The organism is Clostridium omnivorum (assembly GCF_026012015.1).
GTDB lineage: Bacteria > Bacillota > Clostridia > Clostridiales > Clostridiaceae > Clostridium_AX > Clostridium_AX omnivorum.
In genome coordinates this window covers 2,050,001-2,065,747 of the sequence record NZ_BRXR01000001.1, presented here as the reverse complement: position 1 = coordinate 2,065,747, position 15,747 = coordinate 2,050,001, and the positions used below count along the sequence as shown (strand labels likewise).

The 15,747-nt window shown below is 33.9% G+C and carries 13 protein-coding genes, 2 tRNA genes and 2 rRNA genes (1 of these 17 running past the window's edge); 1 reads left to right on the top strand and 16 read right to left on the bottom strand.

Annotated elements, in window-relative coordinates:
• Window positions 1–50: 50 nt before the first annotated feature.
• From bsdE14_RS09820 to bsdE14_RS09805, 4 genes are all read right to left on the bottom strand, one after another.
• Window positions 51–2,774, bottom strand: a complete 2,724-nt coding sequence (locus tag bsdE14_RS09820) for a UPF0182 family protein (protein WP_264849753.1) — start codon at window positions 2,772–2,774, stop codon at window positions 51–53.
• Window positions 2,775–2,779: 5 nt separating this feature from the next.
• Window positions 2,780–3,943, bottom strand: a complete 1,164-nt coding sequence (locus bsdE14_RS09815; protein WP_264849752.1) for a DUF362 domain-containing protein — start codon at window positions 3,941–3,943, stop codon at window positions 2,780–2,782.
• Window positions 3,944–3,965: 22 nt separating this feature from the next.
• The gene (locus bsdE14_RS09810; RefSeq protein ID WP_264849751.1) at window positions 3,966–4,481 is read right to left on the bottom strand and encodes a transcription repressor NadR; all 516 of its coding nucleotides are present in this window, start codon (window positions 4,479–4,481) and stop codon (window positions 3,966–3,968) included.
• 99 nt (window positions 4,482–4,580) lie between these two features.
• Complete coding sequence (locus tag bsdE14_RS09805; RefSeq protein ID WP_264849750.1) at window positions 4,581–5,078, bottom strand: HDIG domain-containing metalloprotein; 498 nt, start codon at window positions 5,076–5,078, stop codon at window positions 4,581–4,583.
• A 282-nt stretch (window positions 5,079–5,360) separates the two neighbouring features.
• Here bsdE14_RS09805 and bsdE14_RS09800 point away from each other — a divergent pair, with 282 nt between their 5' ends.
• On the top strand, window positions 5,361–6,626 hold the full coding sequence (locus tag bsdE14_RS09800; protein ID WP_264849749.1) for an MFS transporter: 1,266 nt from the start codon (window positions 5,361–5,363) through the stop codon (window positions 6,624–6,626).
• 57 nt (window positions 6,627–6,683) lie between these two features.
• On the opposite strand, the gene pcp is transcribed toward bsdE14_RS09800, so the two are convergent.
• The 12 genes from pcp to bsdE14_RS09740 all read right to left on the bottom strand — a co-directional run.
• Window positions 6,684–7,325, bottom strand: coding sequence for a pyroglutamyl-peptidase I (gene pcp / locus bsdE14_RS09795; RefSeq protein WP_264849747.1), 642 nt, complete (start codon window positions 7,323–7,325; stop codon window positions 6,684–6,686).
• Between the two features lie 80 nt (window positions 7,326–7,405).
• Window positions 7,406–8,362 (bottom strand): DUF979 domain-containing protein, encoded by a 957-nt coding sequence (locus bsdE14_RS09790; RefSeq protein WP_264849746.1) that lies wholly within the window; start codon window positions 8,360–8,362, stop codon window positions 7,406–7,408.
• 19 nt (window positions 8,363–8,381) lie between these two features.
• Window positions 8,382–9,047 (bottom strand): DUF969 domain-containing protein, encoded by a 666-nt coding sequence (locus bsdE14_RS09785; protein ID WP_435382605.1) that lies wholly within the window; start codon window positions 9,045–9,047, stop codon window positions 8,382–8,384.
• A 205-nt stretch (window positions 9,048–9,252) separates the two neighbouring features.
• Window positions 9,253–9,969, bottom strand: coding sequence for an ABC transporter ATP-binding protein (locus bsdE14_RS09780; protein ID WP_264849744.1), 717 nt, complete (start codon window positions 9,967–9,969; stop codon window positions 9,253–9,255).
• Window positions 9,962–10,735: an ABC transporter ATP-binding protein gene (locus tag bsdE14_RS09775; protein ID WP_264849743.1), complete on the bottom strand. Its 774-nt coding sequence runs from the start codon at window positions 10,733–10,735 to the stop codon at window positions 9,962–9,964. Before bsdE14_RS09775 ends, bsdE14_RS09780 begins: the two co-directional genes overlap by 8 nt.
• Window positions 10,735–11,784, bottom strand: coding sequence for a branched-chain amino acid ABC transporter permease (locus bsdE14_RS09770; RefSeq protein ID WP_264849742.1), 1,050 nt, complete (start codon window positions 11,782–11,784; stop codon window positions 10,735–10,737). Before bsdE14_RS09770 ends, bsdE14_RS09775 begins: the two co-directional genes overlap by 1 nt.
• 3 nt (window positions 11,785–11,787) lie before the next feature.
• A complete protein-coding gene (locus tag bsdE14_RS09765; RefSeq protein WP_264849741.1) occupies window positions 11,788–12,681 on the bottom strand; it encodes a branched-chain amino acid ABC transporter permease in 894 nt (297 codons plus the stop codon).
• Window positions 12,682–12,754: 73 nt separating this feature from the next.
• A complete protein-coding gene (locus bsdE14_RS09760) occupies window positions 12,755–13,924 on the bottom strand; it encodes an ABC transporter substrate-binding protein (protein ID WP_264849740.1) in 1,170 nt (389 codons plus the stop codon).
• A gap of 374 nt (window positions 13,925–14,298) precedes the next feature.
• Window positions 14,299–14,374, bottom strand: a tRNA-Ala gene (locus tag bsdE14_RS09755).
• A gap of 3 nt (window positions 14,375–14,377) precedes the next feature.
• A tRNA-Ile gene (locus tag bsdE14_RS09750) sits at window positions 14,378–14,454 on the bottom strand.
• Between the two features lie 6 nt (window positions 14,455–14,460).
• Window positions 14,461–14,577 (bottom strand): 5S ribosomal RNA (rrf, locus tag bsdE14_RS09745).
• Between the two features lie 115 nt (window positions 14,578–14,692).
• Window positions 14,693–15,747 (bottom strand): 23S ribosomal RNA (locus tag bsdE14_RS09740) (it continues 1,854 nt past the right edge of the window).

Sequence of the window (15,747 nt, the reverse complement as noted above, 5' to 3'; positions counted from 1 at the left end):
AAAAAAGACTTCATCCCAATGCTTAGTTTATTAGGATGAAATCTCTCTCATTACTTATTTAAATCACTTAATAATTCTGATACTTTATTTATATATTCACCATATTTAGCCCAATCCCCACTCTTTTGCGCCTCAATTGCTTTATCAAACATCTCTTTAGCACTCTTAAGCTTTTCTTTTGAATTAGCATCTAAATTTGAAGTTCCGTTTGCATTAGGTAATGTAGGCTGCTGTCCATTTCCTTCACTATAATTAAACAACTGTTCTAACGCTGAATCTATACTTTCTGCAAGAATTAATTTATCCCCATAAGACACAATTACTCTCTTCATTTCTGGGATACTATTCTTTCCACTAGCTCTTAGATACATTGGTTCCACGTAAAGCAACGAATTATTTATAGGAACTATCATAGTATCTCCATATATAACTTCAGAGCCCTCTTTATTCCATAGAGATAATGCTTGTGATATAGTAGTATCCTGATTTATTTTTTGTTTGAACAAATACGGACTGTATATAGTCTTTTGAGGAGGGAATTTATATAAAACCATCTTTCCATAATTATCTCCATCCATCCTAGTTCCATACAGTGCCACCATATTATCCTTATTTCTCATGTTAAAATATTGTAGAAGAAGCATTTCCTCATCTTTACTTTCAGGTAGTCTCATAATTACATAAGAACCTTCATTAGCAGTTGTTTGGCCCTGAACTGTAGTTTGATTTTTTGATACTTCCCATAGGTCCTCTGCATTGTAAAATACACCTGGATCAGTCATATGGTATTTTCCAAGCACTGAACATTGAATATTAAATAAATCTTGAGGATATCTAAAATGACTCACTATATCCTTTGATAAAGTAGATACATCCTTAAATAAATCAGGGAATATCTTCTTATAACTAGCTGCTATAGGATCATTCTTATCAACAATGTAAAAGTTTGTAGTACCATCAGAAGCATCTACTACTACCTTTATAGAGTTTCTTATATAGTTTACATTATCGTATGGTTGGGAATATGGATATCTATCTGAAGTAGTATATGCATCCATAATCCAATACAATTTTCCATCGCTTATAACTACATATGGATCTTTATCATAACTTAAAAATGGAGCAATTTTATTAACTCTATCTACTATATTTCTATTAATAAGTATTTTACTATCACTAGTAATATCTTTAGATAATAAGAAATTCATGTTTCTCTCGTTTATTGCAAAGAGCAATCTATTGAATATCCCTAAATTTATTCCAGTCTTACCATCATACTTATTCCATTGATTATCTCCACCCTTAGGGTAGTCAAATTCATTCATTTTCGTATCAACTATAGCATAATCGTTTGTCTTTTCTCCAAAATAAATTCTTGGATTATTAAGTTTAATATCTGTAGAATTGTCAGGTGGTATATCCTTAATTACAAAATCAGGTTGGCCTTCTGAAGTAACAGAATTAACCTTGCTCATAACAACTCCATAGCCGTGGGTATAAATTAAATGTTTATTCTGCCATGTACTTGCATTGCCCTCTAAGGAATCCAAATTTATCTCTCTTGGAGCTACAAACACTTGATTATACTTTCCATTTATCGTATATCTATCTACATCAATATCATTGAATCCATAGTAATATCTTATTACCTGTACCTGATTATAGAATTCAAGTGATGGTTTAAAGGAATTTATTTTAATATTATTTATAGTATCTTTATTAGCACCTATATCTTCCTTCGTTAAAGTATTTTTAACCTCAAATGGTTTTTGTTCAACATTTTCTATATTAAAGGCCTTTCTGGTATAGTTAATGTTATTAAGTAAATAAGGCTGCTCTAAAGACTTTTGATTTGATCTTACAACAAGGTTTTCAACCAACATTGAGGCAACTCCCTCAAGTACCATTAATATTATTATTGCTGAGACAGATATAATAATGGGCTTAACCTTAGATTTAAGTACACTTATAAAAATAACTATTGCTGCAATAATAGACACTACTGTTATTATTCTGAAGAATATTAAGCTTACATGCATATCAGTATAGCTTGCTCCAAAAGCTACTCCTCTTGGACTATATACTAAATTCCATGCCCTTATTAAATATCCAAAGGACAAAAGCAATAAAATTAATGAAGAAACCATTGCAAGCTGTTTTCCAGCAAATTTAGTAAGCCCGCTTCTTACGGATTTTACTGAATTTATTCTATCTCTAACATTTCCTGAAATTATTCTATCCTTTGCACTAAAAACAAAGTATATAACTAAAGTTATTATTACCAAAAATACAAGCAGTGTCATTAGCGCCGCATAAATAGATTCAATTAGAGGAAGCTTAAATATAAAGAATGAAACATCCATGTTAAATATTGGATCCTTTACATTGAAGTTAGTAGAATTTTTAAATTGTAATATCCTATACCAATAATTAGAAGCAACTCCATAAGAAATTAAGAATGATACAAATAAGTCAGCTATAACGAATATTTTTCTTTCTAGAGACTTTTTCTTTGGATTTATTTCTACAACATCTTGAAGCTTTATAACACTTTTTCTAATGCTTCTATAGTATAACCATATTCCCAAATAAACGATAAGGAATATAGGTACCATAAGTTCAAGCACAGCCACTATTTTCGTAAAATAAACTGATAAATAGCCTACTTCCTTAAACCACTTTATATTAACTATAAAGTTAACTATTCTGTCAAAAAACGCAACCACAAGGATTAAAATAATCAATGTAGTTATTCCTGCTGCTCTTTTTTTCATAATGCTCACCTCTTATTATGACCTAATATTTTTCCAATAGTTGAATGCTTTGTCTCAATTGCTCCTACAGGGCATAACTCCTGACAGCAAAAGCATCTTATGCATCTGCTCATGTCCCAAGTTGGATTAAATTTATCTCCGGTTTTCACCATAGATATTACTTTTGGGGTTTCCGGACAAACCTCTTGGCATCGCTTACACCCAATACACTTATCTGGTATTAAAACTGGGTTTGGAGCCAGCATCTTTGCTAAAAACTTTGTAACTGCTGGACTTTTAAAATAAAAACTCCCTCCCGTCCTGCTTAGCTTAAAATTCCTTGCTTTCATAGTATCTATAGTTTCACCTAAAACCTGAATATCCTTTGGTAACACTGTACCCCATTTATGATCTGCTACTTCTTTTAATACTGGTGTATCTAGTGGATTGTCATATCCAATGAGCCTTACACCGACTGAATCCACGGCACTAATACTTTTACCCATAATAATTGTATCCATCTTATGTGGCTGGCCATTTCTAGGTCCATTACCCTCCATGGCTACTATACCATCTAAAATTGCAAAGCTTGTCTTAACGACTGTATTTAAATCCAGCAGCATTTTGCAAAAATTATTTGCATCAGGCATTCTAGTATGCCATGAAGCCTTTTGAGTTCCTGATATGCATCCAAATTGATTTTTTACTGCTCCTGTAAAATATGCCATAGCATGAGTTTTTAGCTTTGGTAAAGTTATCAAAACATCAGACTCATAAGCTGCTTTTGCAACATCCCATGACTTACACAAAATTGACTCATCAAGCTTAACATGTACCGTTTCTCTAAAATCATCAAACTTTACACCATACTTATTTGCAACTTCCATAAGCCCAGACTTTTCAGCAGCCTTTCTAGGGTCTCCAAAGCCTGGAGAATCTCCAAAGGTAATATCACTTGAATATTCCTTTATTATTCTAATTACTGCTTCAAAAACGGCATAATGAGTTATTACCGGCGATCCTGCACCTTCTACACTTAATAAATTGGGCTTTAACAAAACCCTACTATTTTCTGGAATAAGCTGTCGTAAAAAAGAATCTCCACCCAAAAGCTGAAAGCCCTCTCTAAGCTTTTTTTCTATTAAGTCTACATCATATTCTTCACATCTTAAAAGCGCTACCTTTTCCATGAAAACCTCCATGTTTTCGTTTTTATTCATATAATAAATAACCTTTTTCCTTTAATTCTTTTACTATTCTATCCATAACTTCTTCGTTTTCCGCAATTATAGTATGCAAATGAACTCCTCTTGTTAAAGCTGATAATGGTTCCGCCTCATATTCACTGCGCCTTTGAATAAAGTTTTGAAGATCATATAGGGTTTTTATCATAAGCATGCCCCTCATTTCTCCATATAACGGATGTTCAATAATAACATCTTCTACAATTCCTCCAAACTTTACAACGCAGCTAAGCTCATTCTCTATATCCTCAGGCTTATGGCATACTGCTATAACCCTTTTTATTGAATTCTTTTGTTCCTTTGGTGTTATATATCCATCCGGCGTTGCAATTATATTTACACCCTCAGCTCTTAAAATAGCGATATCTTTTACAATTATTTGCCTAGTAACCCCTAATTCTTTTGCTAGATTGCTTCCTTTTTGCGGCTCATTAGACTGTAAAAGAAGTGATTCAATATACTTTCTTCTCTCTTTAGAATTCATAAAGCCCTCCTATATCCTTAGGTAACCATAATTATTATTAGCCCTCATATAATCAGTTATTAATGCACATTAATCTAGTAGCATACAAATAGAAACAATTTAATTTTTATCATCACTTTCTATAAGTATTTCCAGTTCTTTGTCTCCGACTATACTTTTGTTATGGTGATTTTCTATGAGATACAAAAAACGATCATCATATTTACCACATTCTTTTAATATTCTATAACCTATCTCTCCATGATTATAATATTTCTCTACTTTTTTTAATGTTTTTATATTTTTAAGCCTGCCTTTAGATAATTTATTTATAATAACAAAAATAGACTTCTCTATAGGATTCAATCTAGCCTGTGTTTTGCCGATATCATGAAGAAGTGCCACTCTAATCATATTATAACTATTCATATTTTTAGCTCTACAGGTTTCTTTAACATCCATGGCTACATTTACTGAATGCTTTTGTTCATAACCCGTTAGTGTATTGAATAATTCTACTTCTGAAGAATTTAGATAGCTTTTTATAAAATTTATATCCTCTAAGCTCATTTTAGCTGTAATTGCCCAAAAAAACTGCTTTACTCTATATAAGGACATTGCATCCTCCTTAAAGTTAGACCAGTGGGTACTTTTTACTTTATAATTTAAGTTTCCTTAAAAAGTCCATATAGGTCTTTTTCTTAATTATTAATAGAAACACTTCATGTAATACTAACATTTTAATACATTTATTATAGCAGATGTATTAACAATTTGTTAATGAATGAAAAATAACATTTGCTTTGCTTTTAACGAAGGTTTCAATTAATATAATACTAGGGGCTGGTATCAAAACAACAAAGGGGGTGCAGCTTTAGCTTAAAGAGTTAAGGCATTTTTATGAAACTTTTCAAAAATAAATCGAAGTCAATTTTGGATTATAATTTATCGGTAAATAATATAAACGGCATACTTCAAGCTCTATCAATAAACTTAGTTATTCCTTTTGCAAGCCTTTATACAAAGCGTCTTAATGGTACGGATAATGATATAGCTCTTTTAAATTCATATCCAGCTATCTTTTCAATTCTTGCAGTATTCATTGGAAGTTACCTTTTTAGAAAATATAAAAATAAAAAAAGAGTAACAGGGCTTTTCTTTGGATTTGGAAGAAGCTTCTTTTTACTTTTTGTTTTAATACCATTTTTACCTGCATGGATTCAACCTGGCTTGTTCGTTCTTCTTTATGGGGCAATGAACTTTCCTAACTCTATAGCAACTATGGGCTGGCAATCCTACATGGCAGATATATTTTCTGAAACCTGGAGGGGTAGAGCCTTTTCAAAACGAAGTGCTCTATCTACAATAAGTGCCCTTGTCGTTACCCTTATAACAGGCCAATTGCTATTTTACATACCTAAAAGTAATACAGAGAGAATAAAATTCTATCAAGTATTCTTTATCATAGCTTTTATTCTAGCTATTTTTGAGATATATTCACTTACTAAATATAAATTAGATAAAAGCAATAGACAAATTGAAACTATTACTGAATTCAAAAGCAGTTCCTTTTTACATAACATAAAAAATATTATTAATATGACTACTTCAAATAAAAGATTTCTCCACTACTGCATTTGTGTAGTTATGTTTCACTTTGCTTGGCAAATGGGCTGGCCTCTTTTCTTTAGTTATGAAGTAGATATACTTCACTCAAATGAGTCTTGGACTGCTCTTATAACTACAGTATCTTGTATTGCTCAAGCAATTACCTTTCCATTATGGCAAAAGTTATCCGAGAAAAAAGGTAATGAATTTAGTATATTTTTAGCTATTTTTATTATGGGCTTAACTCCTTTTATGTACATGATATCAACCAATATAATTCATGTTGTTTTATTTAATTTTGTTACTGGCTCTGCAGTAGCTGGAACTACACTGCTGCTTCTAAATAACCTATATGAATCAGCACCTAATGAAAACAGAACCTTATATATTGGAATATATACAGTGCTTACTAATATAACCTTAATGGCGGCACCTATATTAGGCATGAATTTAAAGCATTGGACCAACATCTATATAGCGCTATTTATAGTTGGAAGCTTAAGACTACTTTCTTCTATAGCCTTCTTTATGAGATATAGAGCCTATAAGCATAAATAAACATAAGCTAACCCTTAAAGTAGCTGTATTACTATACTTTAAGGGTTAGCTTTTATACTAGCAAATAACTCCACCTATTACTTTTACTTCTTCTTCATTCCTTGCAATTACTTCTATTGCAGATTCTATAGCAGTAACCATGCTATCTAGTGTCATTGCAGGCACATTAGGTTTATTTAAAACTTGCTCCAATAAAAAAGGTATATGTATAAACCCAGCTTTTATATTTAATTTATTCTTATAGATATGATTTAAAACACCGTACATTAAATGATTGCACACATATGTACCAGCACTATTTGATACACTTGCAGGTATATTTTTTTCCTTAATTCTATTTACAATTGCTTTTATAGGTAAAGTTGCAAAATAAGCTGTAAGCCCTTCTTCGTCTACTAGCTTATCTATAGGCTGATTACCTTCGTTGTCTGGTATTCTGGCATCATCTAAATTTATAGCTATTCTCTCTACTGTAACATCAAACCTTCCACCAGCCTGCCCAATCATTAATACTACATCTGGTTTTATTTCTTCTATCTTCTCAACAGTCTTGTTTACAGAGCTATAAAAGGCTGTTGGTACTTGTAACTTTACTATCTCTGCCCCTTCAATATTATCCTTTAATTTTTTTATAACTTCAAATGCTGGATTTACCTTTTCTCCTCCAAAAGGATCAAAACCAGTAACTAATATTTTCATTTTTCTGCCCTCCAAAACTACTAGATTCTATAAAAAATTTTAAAGTATAGGACCTAATTAAAAGTCCTATACTAAAATATCTAAAATGCCCAAACATACATCAAAACTATATGTATTGTCAGCATTATAAGTGCCACTGGAGCCTGATACTTTATTACACCATATCTCTTATCCTTCATTTCAAGTATTGCAGTAGGAACTATATTAAAATTAGCAGCCATTGGTGTGAGTAAAGTTCCACAGTAACCTGCAGTTAATCCTAATGCAGCAACAACTACTGGATTACCGCCAAGTGCTATTACAAATGGTACCCCTATGCCTGCTGTAATTACAGCAAACGCAGCAAATGCATTTCCCATTATCATTGTAAATAAAGCCATACCTACGCAATATGCTATAACTCCCATAAGTATATTTCCTTGAGGAATAACCCCTTTTATGCCATTTGATATTACAGTACCTACACCAGCAGCTGTAAATAAAGCACCTAGAGCTGCAAGGAGCTGAGGAAGTATGTTAACTGGTCCAACAATTTCTAAGAGCCTTCTGCCGTCTTCTGCCATATCACTAGATTTTCCTTTTGTAATAACTAGTGCTAAAATAGCAGAAACTACTGCAGCTATTCCAAGTGCAACTAATGATCCTAATTGTTTTGTCCATATTTGCGCAACTGCAAAGGTAACTATAGCAAGAGTTAATGCAGGTATAAATATACTATTGCCAACCTTTTCAGAAGCAGCCTTTTTAAATTCTTCTGTAGATTCTTTAAACTTACCAATTTTAACTTTCTTTGAAGCTGATAATAATGTTAATACTAAAATTGCATATCCTATATATATATCCTTTATAAAAATATTTTTATTACCCCATAATAGACCGATTCTGCTAAAGGTAAATATGATACCCAGTAGACCCCAAAATAGTGCTGTAGCAATTCTTGAAGGGTGTTTTTTATCTTTTAATGTGGCATATACAGAATAAAAGCAAACTAGTCCACATAATACATATAGTAATTCAGTTAAAGAATTTTTAAGCATTATATCTCACCTCCATACATTATTTATTCCTGTATTTCTTATCAAATTTCTTGTCATAATATAAAAACTGCAATGTTCCAACAACCATAATTATTATAGCTATTGGTAGTGAAGCCTTTGCTATATCTAATGCCTCTACATTATATTTAAGTTCTTTCAAAACACCTACTATTAAAAGTACTCCGCCAGAAGCCACAAAAAAGTTTTGTCCATAAAAGTTACCATAATTTTCAACTGCAGCCTCTAAGCCTTTTACTGCCTCCTCATCCTCTTCATCAATATTTTCATATCTTGATTTAGCAGCACCTTGTGCCATAGGAAGTATTAAAGGTCTTATAAATTGAACATGTCCACCTATTCTTATGCTGAACATAGCTGCCAAGGTTCTAATAACTAAGTATAAACTTGTAAGTCTTCCCACCGTAGCTGACTTAATTTTGCCAATCAAATATGCAGCTCTTTCTCTTAAGCCATACCTTTCCAGTATTCCTATAACAGGAAGAGAGATAATAAATAACGACATATACCTATTCTCAACAAAAGCCTTTCCTAATACCGTCATAATTTCATTAAAAGACATTCCAGAAACTAAACCAGTTGTAATGCCAGCCACCACAACTACAGCTATGGTATCTAGTTTTAAAATAAAGCCAACTAAAATAATTAAAATACCTAACAGTTTAATCATAAATATACCTCCCTTTTTTATAAATATAGGCCTATATTAATGAAATTTCTTAAATATAAAGCCCTATACATTATATTTATAATTAAATTCGTATACATATGCCTAAATAGCTTAAAACCTTCTTAATAAATAATATAATTTCTTAAAAAGAAAGCCATTCTAAAAAATAAAGCTAGCAGTTTAAATTCTGCTAGCTCTATTCCTAACTTTTCGCACTCTGCCCTAGATATGCCTTTTTAACTTCTTCATTTATAAGAAGTTCTTTACCAGTCCCCTTTAAAGTTATTCTTCCTGTTTCTATAACATAAGCAATATCTGCAATGTGGAGGGCTGCATTTGCGTTTTGCTCAATTAGTAATATAGTTACTCCCTGTTTGTGTATTTCTTTAATAATACTAAATATATCCTTTACAACTAATGGAGCCAATCCTAAAGATGGTTCATCCATCATTAAAAGCTTAGGTTTTGACATAAGCGCTCTACCGACTGCTAACATTTGCTGCTCCCCACCAGAGAGAGTACCTGCTGACTGCCAACTTCTTTCTTTTAATCTTGGAAACAAATTATATACCCATTCTATATCATCTTTTATATTTTTCTCATCTTTTCTAAAATAAGCACCTATCTTTAAATTCTCAATAACACTAAGATTTGCAAATACCCGTCTTCCTTCAGGAACTAATACAATACCTTCCTTCACCATATCCCTTGTCTTTTGTTGAAGTAAGTTTTTATTATTGTAAACTATCTCCCCACTCTTAGGTTTTACAAGACCAACAACTGTTCTCAAAATAGTGCTTTTACCAGCTCCATTCGCACCAACTAATGAAACAATCTTCCCCTCTTCAACTTCAAAGCTTACTCCTTTTAATGCTTCAATCCCACCATATGAAACCACTAAATTATCTACCTTAAGCATCTTCTTCGTTCACCCCCAGATAGGCCTCTATAACTCTTTGATTTGATTGAATCTCACTAGGACTGCCCTCAGCAATAGTAATTCCATAATCAAATACATATATTCTATCTGATATATCCATAACCACCTGCATATGATGTTCTATCATAAATACAGTTAAATCAAACTCATTTCTAATATCCTTTATAAATGCAGTTAAATCTTCAGTTTCTTTTGGATTCATTCCTGCTGCTGGCTCGTCTAAAAGAAGAATCTGTGGATTTGTAGCCAAAGCCCTAGCTATTTCAAGCCTCCTTTGCTTTCCATAAGGTAATGAACTTGATTTTTCATTCTTCATATTACTTAATCCAACTATATCAAGAAGTTCTAATGACTTTTTAAGCATATTTCTTTCTTCTCTCATATATCGTGGCAGCCTAAAAGTAGCCTCTAGAAAATTAGACTTAATATGTAGATGATTTGCTATAAGCACATTATCAAGTACACTTAAATCTTTAAACAATCTAATATTTTGAAAGGTTCTTGCAATGCCAATCTTTGTTATTACATCAGATCTAGTCCCTGTAATATCTTTTTCATTATAGTAGATAGTACCCTTTGTTGGCTTATAAACTCCTGTTATCATATTAAATGCAGTTGTCTTTCCTGCCCCATTAGGCCCTATCAATGCAACTATTTCGCCTTTATTTAAAGTCAAGTTAAAATCCTTAACAGCAGTTAACCCGCCAAATTGCATGGTTATATTATCAGTTCTTAATACAGTCATTATTCTCCCTCCTTTTTAAGAGGTTTTCTAGTAAATCTCGCTATAATCCTATCCCAGCTAAACTCATTTGTACCCATAATTCCATTTCTATAGAATATAACTACAAGCATAAGCAGCATAGAAAATATAACCATTCTAAGCCCAGCTTTTCCTGGAATAACTACAAACCCTAGATTAATTGATTCATCTAAGAATCTTAAAGCTTCACCTGCTATAGTTACAATAAATGCAGATATAATTGTTCCTGTGATACTGCCCATTCCTCCTAAAACTATTATTAGAAGTATGTTAAATGTAAGTAAGAATCTAAACATAAGTGGATCAATAGTTCCAAGCAAGTTACCTAAAAGACCTCCTCCAATACCAGCAAAAAATGCACCTATAATAAAGGATAGTACTTTATGTTTAAATAGGTTTATGCCCATGCTTTCTGCGGCAACTTCATCTTCTCTAATTGCTTTTAGCGCTCGACCATAACTACTGTTTATTAATAGCGCCATAAATACCACGGTAAAAAAGGCAATTCCAAAGCTCCACCAAAGATTTGTTGTATTAGGAATCCCTTTTAATCCAAGAGCACCATTTGTAATACTTTGAGTATTTGTAAATATAACCCTTATTATTTCAGCAAAGCCTAAAGTTGCTATTGCTAGGTAATCACCTTTAAGTCTTAACGCAGGTGCTCCAATTAAAAATGCCACAAAAGCAGATAATATTCCGGCTATTAGTAGTGCTGGAAAAAATGGCATGGTAATTGAATCTAGTGGTCTAATCATTGGCACCATAAAAAAATTTTGAGTTTTTACGGCCTGAGGCATAGTAAGAATTGCTGTAGTATAAGCACCAACTGCCATAAAACCGGCATGCCCAAGTGAGAATTGTCCCGTAAACCCATTAATTAAATTCATGCTTAACCCTAATACCACATATATAGCACAGAGGTTTAATATTCTAACCTTATATGCATCTAAGTTATTATTTGCATAAATAAGAAAAGCTAATAAAAGCAAAATAGAAATTGCATTTAAAATCATATTTCTTTTCTTCATAGCCTACACCTTCTCTGATATTTTTTCGCCCATTATTCCAGTAGGTTTAATTAATAAAATTAATATAAGCACTATAAATGCAAATGCATCTCTATACCCCGTTAATCCTGGAAGAAAGGCAACTAACATAATTTCACCAATTCCTAAAATAAATCCTCCAATTACTGCTCCTGTTATATTTCCTATTCCACCAATTACTGCAGCAATAAAACACTTTAATCCTGGTATAATTCCCATTAGTGGAGCAATCTGCGGAAATTTTAATCCCCACATCATACCTCCAACAGCTGCAAGTGCAGAACCTATTCCAAAGGTTAAGGATATTATTTTATTCACATCTACCCCCATAAGCCTAGCAGTTTCATGGTCTTTAGATACTGCTCTCATAGCCATCCCACTTTTTGTATGATTTATTAAATAAACTAAGAATAACAAAAGCAATATAGTTACTACTGGAATTATAAATGTAAGCCTTTGTAATGAAACACTTCCTATTTTCACTACTTGGGTAAATAATTTTGGCTGAGGAAATGCCTTTGGCCTCCCCCCAAATAGTACAATAGCTACATTTTCTATAAGAAATGAAGCACCTATAGCTGATATAAGTATAGATATTTTAGGTGCATCTCTTAATGGCCTATAAGCTGATACCTCTACCATCATTCCAAACACACTTGTAAGAATTATAGCCGCAATAAATGATACATACCAAGGCATACTAAAACTAACAACACCAAAAAAGGCAAAGTATGTAGCCATCATAAATATATCTCCATGAGCAAAATTTATAAGTCTCAGTATCCCATATACCATGGTGTAACCAATTGCAATAAGTGCATATAAGCTGCCTAGGGATATTCCATTAGTAAGATGTTGTAAAAACATTTCAAAGCTCATATTCTCACCACCCATAAATTTAGTTTGATATAATTCCAGTAAAAACTGGAATTATATCAAATTTTAAAAACTATTATTTTTGAGGTTCGATAGTATCTAAATATGTGAACTTACCATTCTTAACTACCTTTATAACAGCATTTTTAACTGCATCTCCATTCTCATCAAGAGTTATAATACCTGCAGCCCCTTCAAAGCCCTTAGTCTTAGCTAATTGTTCTTGTATTTTTACTGGGTCTGAACTATTAGCTCTTTTAATTGCATCTAAAATTAATATATAGGCATCATAAGATAGAGCAGTAACTGCTGCTGGTTCCTTATTATACTGCTTTCTATATGCTTCTAAAAATTTTTCTGATTCCTTTGTTATTGGCTTTTCTGATGTAAAGAAAGTTGAAAATACAGCCCCTTCAACTGCGTCTTTACCAATATCTATAAACTCTGGAGTCTCCCATGTATCTCCACCTATAATAGGAGTTTTTATTCCAAGTTGTCTTGCTTGTTTTATTAGTAGAGCTGACTCTGTAAAATTACCAGGTGCAAAAATAATATCTGGATTTTTAGCGTTAATGTTTGTTAATTGAGCCGTAAAATCTTGATCTCCTGTATTGTAATTTGACACTGCTACTATACAGTTATCATCTCCAGTTAGTTTTTTGAATGAGTCTGTAAAAAACTTTGAAAGACCTACCGCATAATCATTAGATACTTCCTCTACTATAGCTGCTTTTTTAGCATTTAACTTTCCATAAGCGTAATTTGCCATAACAGTACCCTGGAATGGATCTATAAAACATACTCTAAAGTAAAAATCATTTCCTTTTGTAACTAATGGGTTTGTACATGACGCTCCTACTGCCGGAACTTTTCCCTTTTTTACTATATCTCCTGCTGCCATAGATAAAGAACTTCCCCAGCTTCCTATAATTGCAGATACCTTTTCTTTTTCAACTAATCTAGCTGCAGCACTAGCAGCTTCTACTTTATCTGACTTATTATCTACTACTACTAGCTCAACTTTTTTTCCAAGCACCTCAGGATACATCTTATTAGCAAGTTTAACTCCCTCTACCTCTAGTGCCCCACCTGCTGCATTAGCTCCTGTTATTGGTTCAAATACTCCAATTTTTATAACATCAGAGCTAGCTGTACTTGTTGTTCCTTCATCCTTTTTAGTACATCCAGTAAAAGCTATAGATGAAATCAGAAAAACAGTTAAAATTATTGAAAGCTTCTTTTTCATGTTTTTTCCCCCTTTATTTATTTTAACTACAGCTAGTAGCTTAAACGCCATTACTGCAGTTTTAATTATAAAAAAGCAATTAAAAAATAATACACTATTTATTTATATCTGTTACTGCATTTACTCTTTGAATAAAAACTATATTCACTTTATAACTTTATATATAATATACTATTAATCGCTATGGTCTTTTAAAACTAAATTTCTATTTTCTTTTCCATAACAATGTCTTTTTCTATGATTTATTTTTAATATATTATATTTGTACTTCTTAATAATAAAAAAAAGCAGACTTATCGTCTGCTTTATAATTACATTAAATTTAAATAAGAAAACAAAGTAAAATAAAAAAACAGCCCTTTCGGACTGTTATATGGTGGAGATAAAGAGACTCGAACTCTTGACCCTCTGCGTGCAAGGCAGATGCTCTCCCAACTGAGCTATACCCCCGTATGGTGGACCTTCAGGGACTCGAACCCCGGACCAACCGGTTATGAGCCGGTTGCTCTAACCAACTGAGCTAAAGATCCATTTTAACCTGGCAGCGTCCTACTCTTCCACAGGGCCTCCCCTGCAGTACCATCGGCGCTAAGAAGCTTAACCTTCGTGTTCGGAATGGGAACGGGTGTTACCTTCTTGCCATTACCACCAGATACATGATTAGTCAAAATCTTCGATTTTGCTAACTAATCAGTACTCCTCAACTCTGTTGAGCGAGTTTCCTTTAAGAGAATGTTATTCTCTCAAGACTGAACAGATTAAGAATATTTGGTCAAGCCCTCGACCTATTAGTATCAGTCAGCTAAACACATTACTGCGCTTACACCCCTGACCTATCAACCTTGTGTTCTTCAAGGGGTCTTACTAGCTTACGCTATGGGAAATCTTATCTTGAGGTGGGCTTCACGCTTAGATGCTTTCAGCGTTTATCCCGTCCCGACATAGCTACCCAGCCGTGCTCCTGGCGGAACAACTGGTACACCAGAGGTCAGTCCATCCCGGTCCTCTCGTACTAAGGACAGCTCCTCTCAAATTTCCTACGCCCGCGACGGATAGGGACCGAACTGTCTCACGACGTTCTGAACCCAGCTCGCGTGCCGCTTTAATGGGCGAACAGCCCAACCCTTGGGACCTACTTCAGCCCCAGGATGCGACGAGCCGACATCGAGGTGCCAAACCTCCCCCCGTCGATGTGGACTCTTGGGGGAGATCAGCCTGTTATCCCCGAGGTAGCTTTTATCCGTTGAGCGATGGCCCTCCCACGAGGTACCACCGGATCACTAAGCCCGACTTTCGTCCCTGCTCCACTTGTGGGTGTCGCAGTCAGGCTCCCTTCTGCCTTTGCACTCTACGAGCAATTTCCAACTGCTCTGAGGGAACCTTTGGACGCCTCCGTTACATTTTAGGAGGCGACCGCCCCAGTCAAACTGCCCACCTAACAATGTCCCACGACCAGTTTCATGGACTGTGGTTAGAACTTCAGTACTGTCAGGGTGGTATCCCAAGGGTGACTCCATAGGAGCTGACGCCCCTACTTCTCAGTCTCCCACCTATCCTGTACAGACAATACCGAAATTCAATGCTAAGCTACAGTAAAGCTCTACGGGGTCTTTCCGTCCAATCGCGGGTAGCGAGCATCTTCACTCGCAATACAATTTCGCCGGATTTGTTGTTGAGACAGTGCCCAAGTCATTACGCCATTCGTGCGGGTCAGAACTTACCTGACAAGGAATTTCGCTACCTTAGGACCGTTATAGTTACGGCCGCCGTTTACTGGGGCTTAAGTTCATAGCTTCGCTTGCGCTAACTAGTCCCCTTAACCT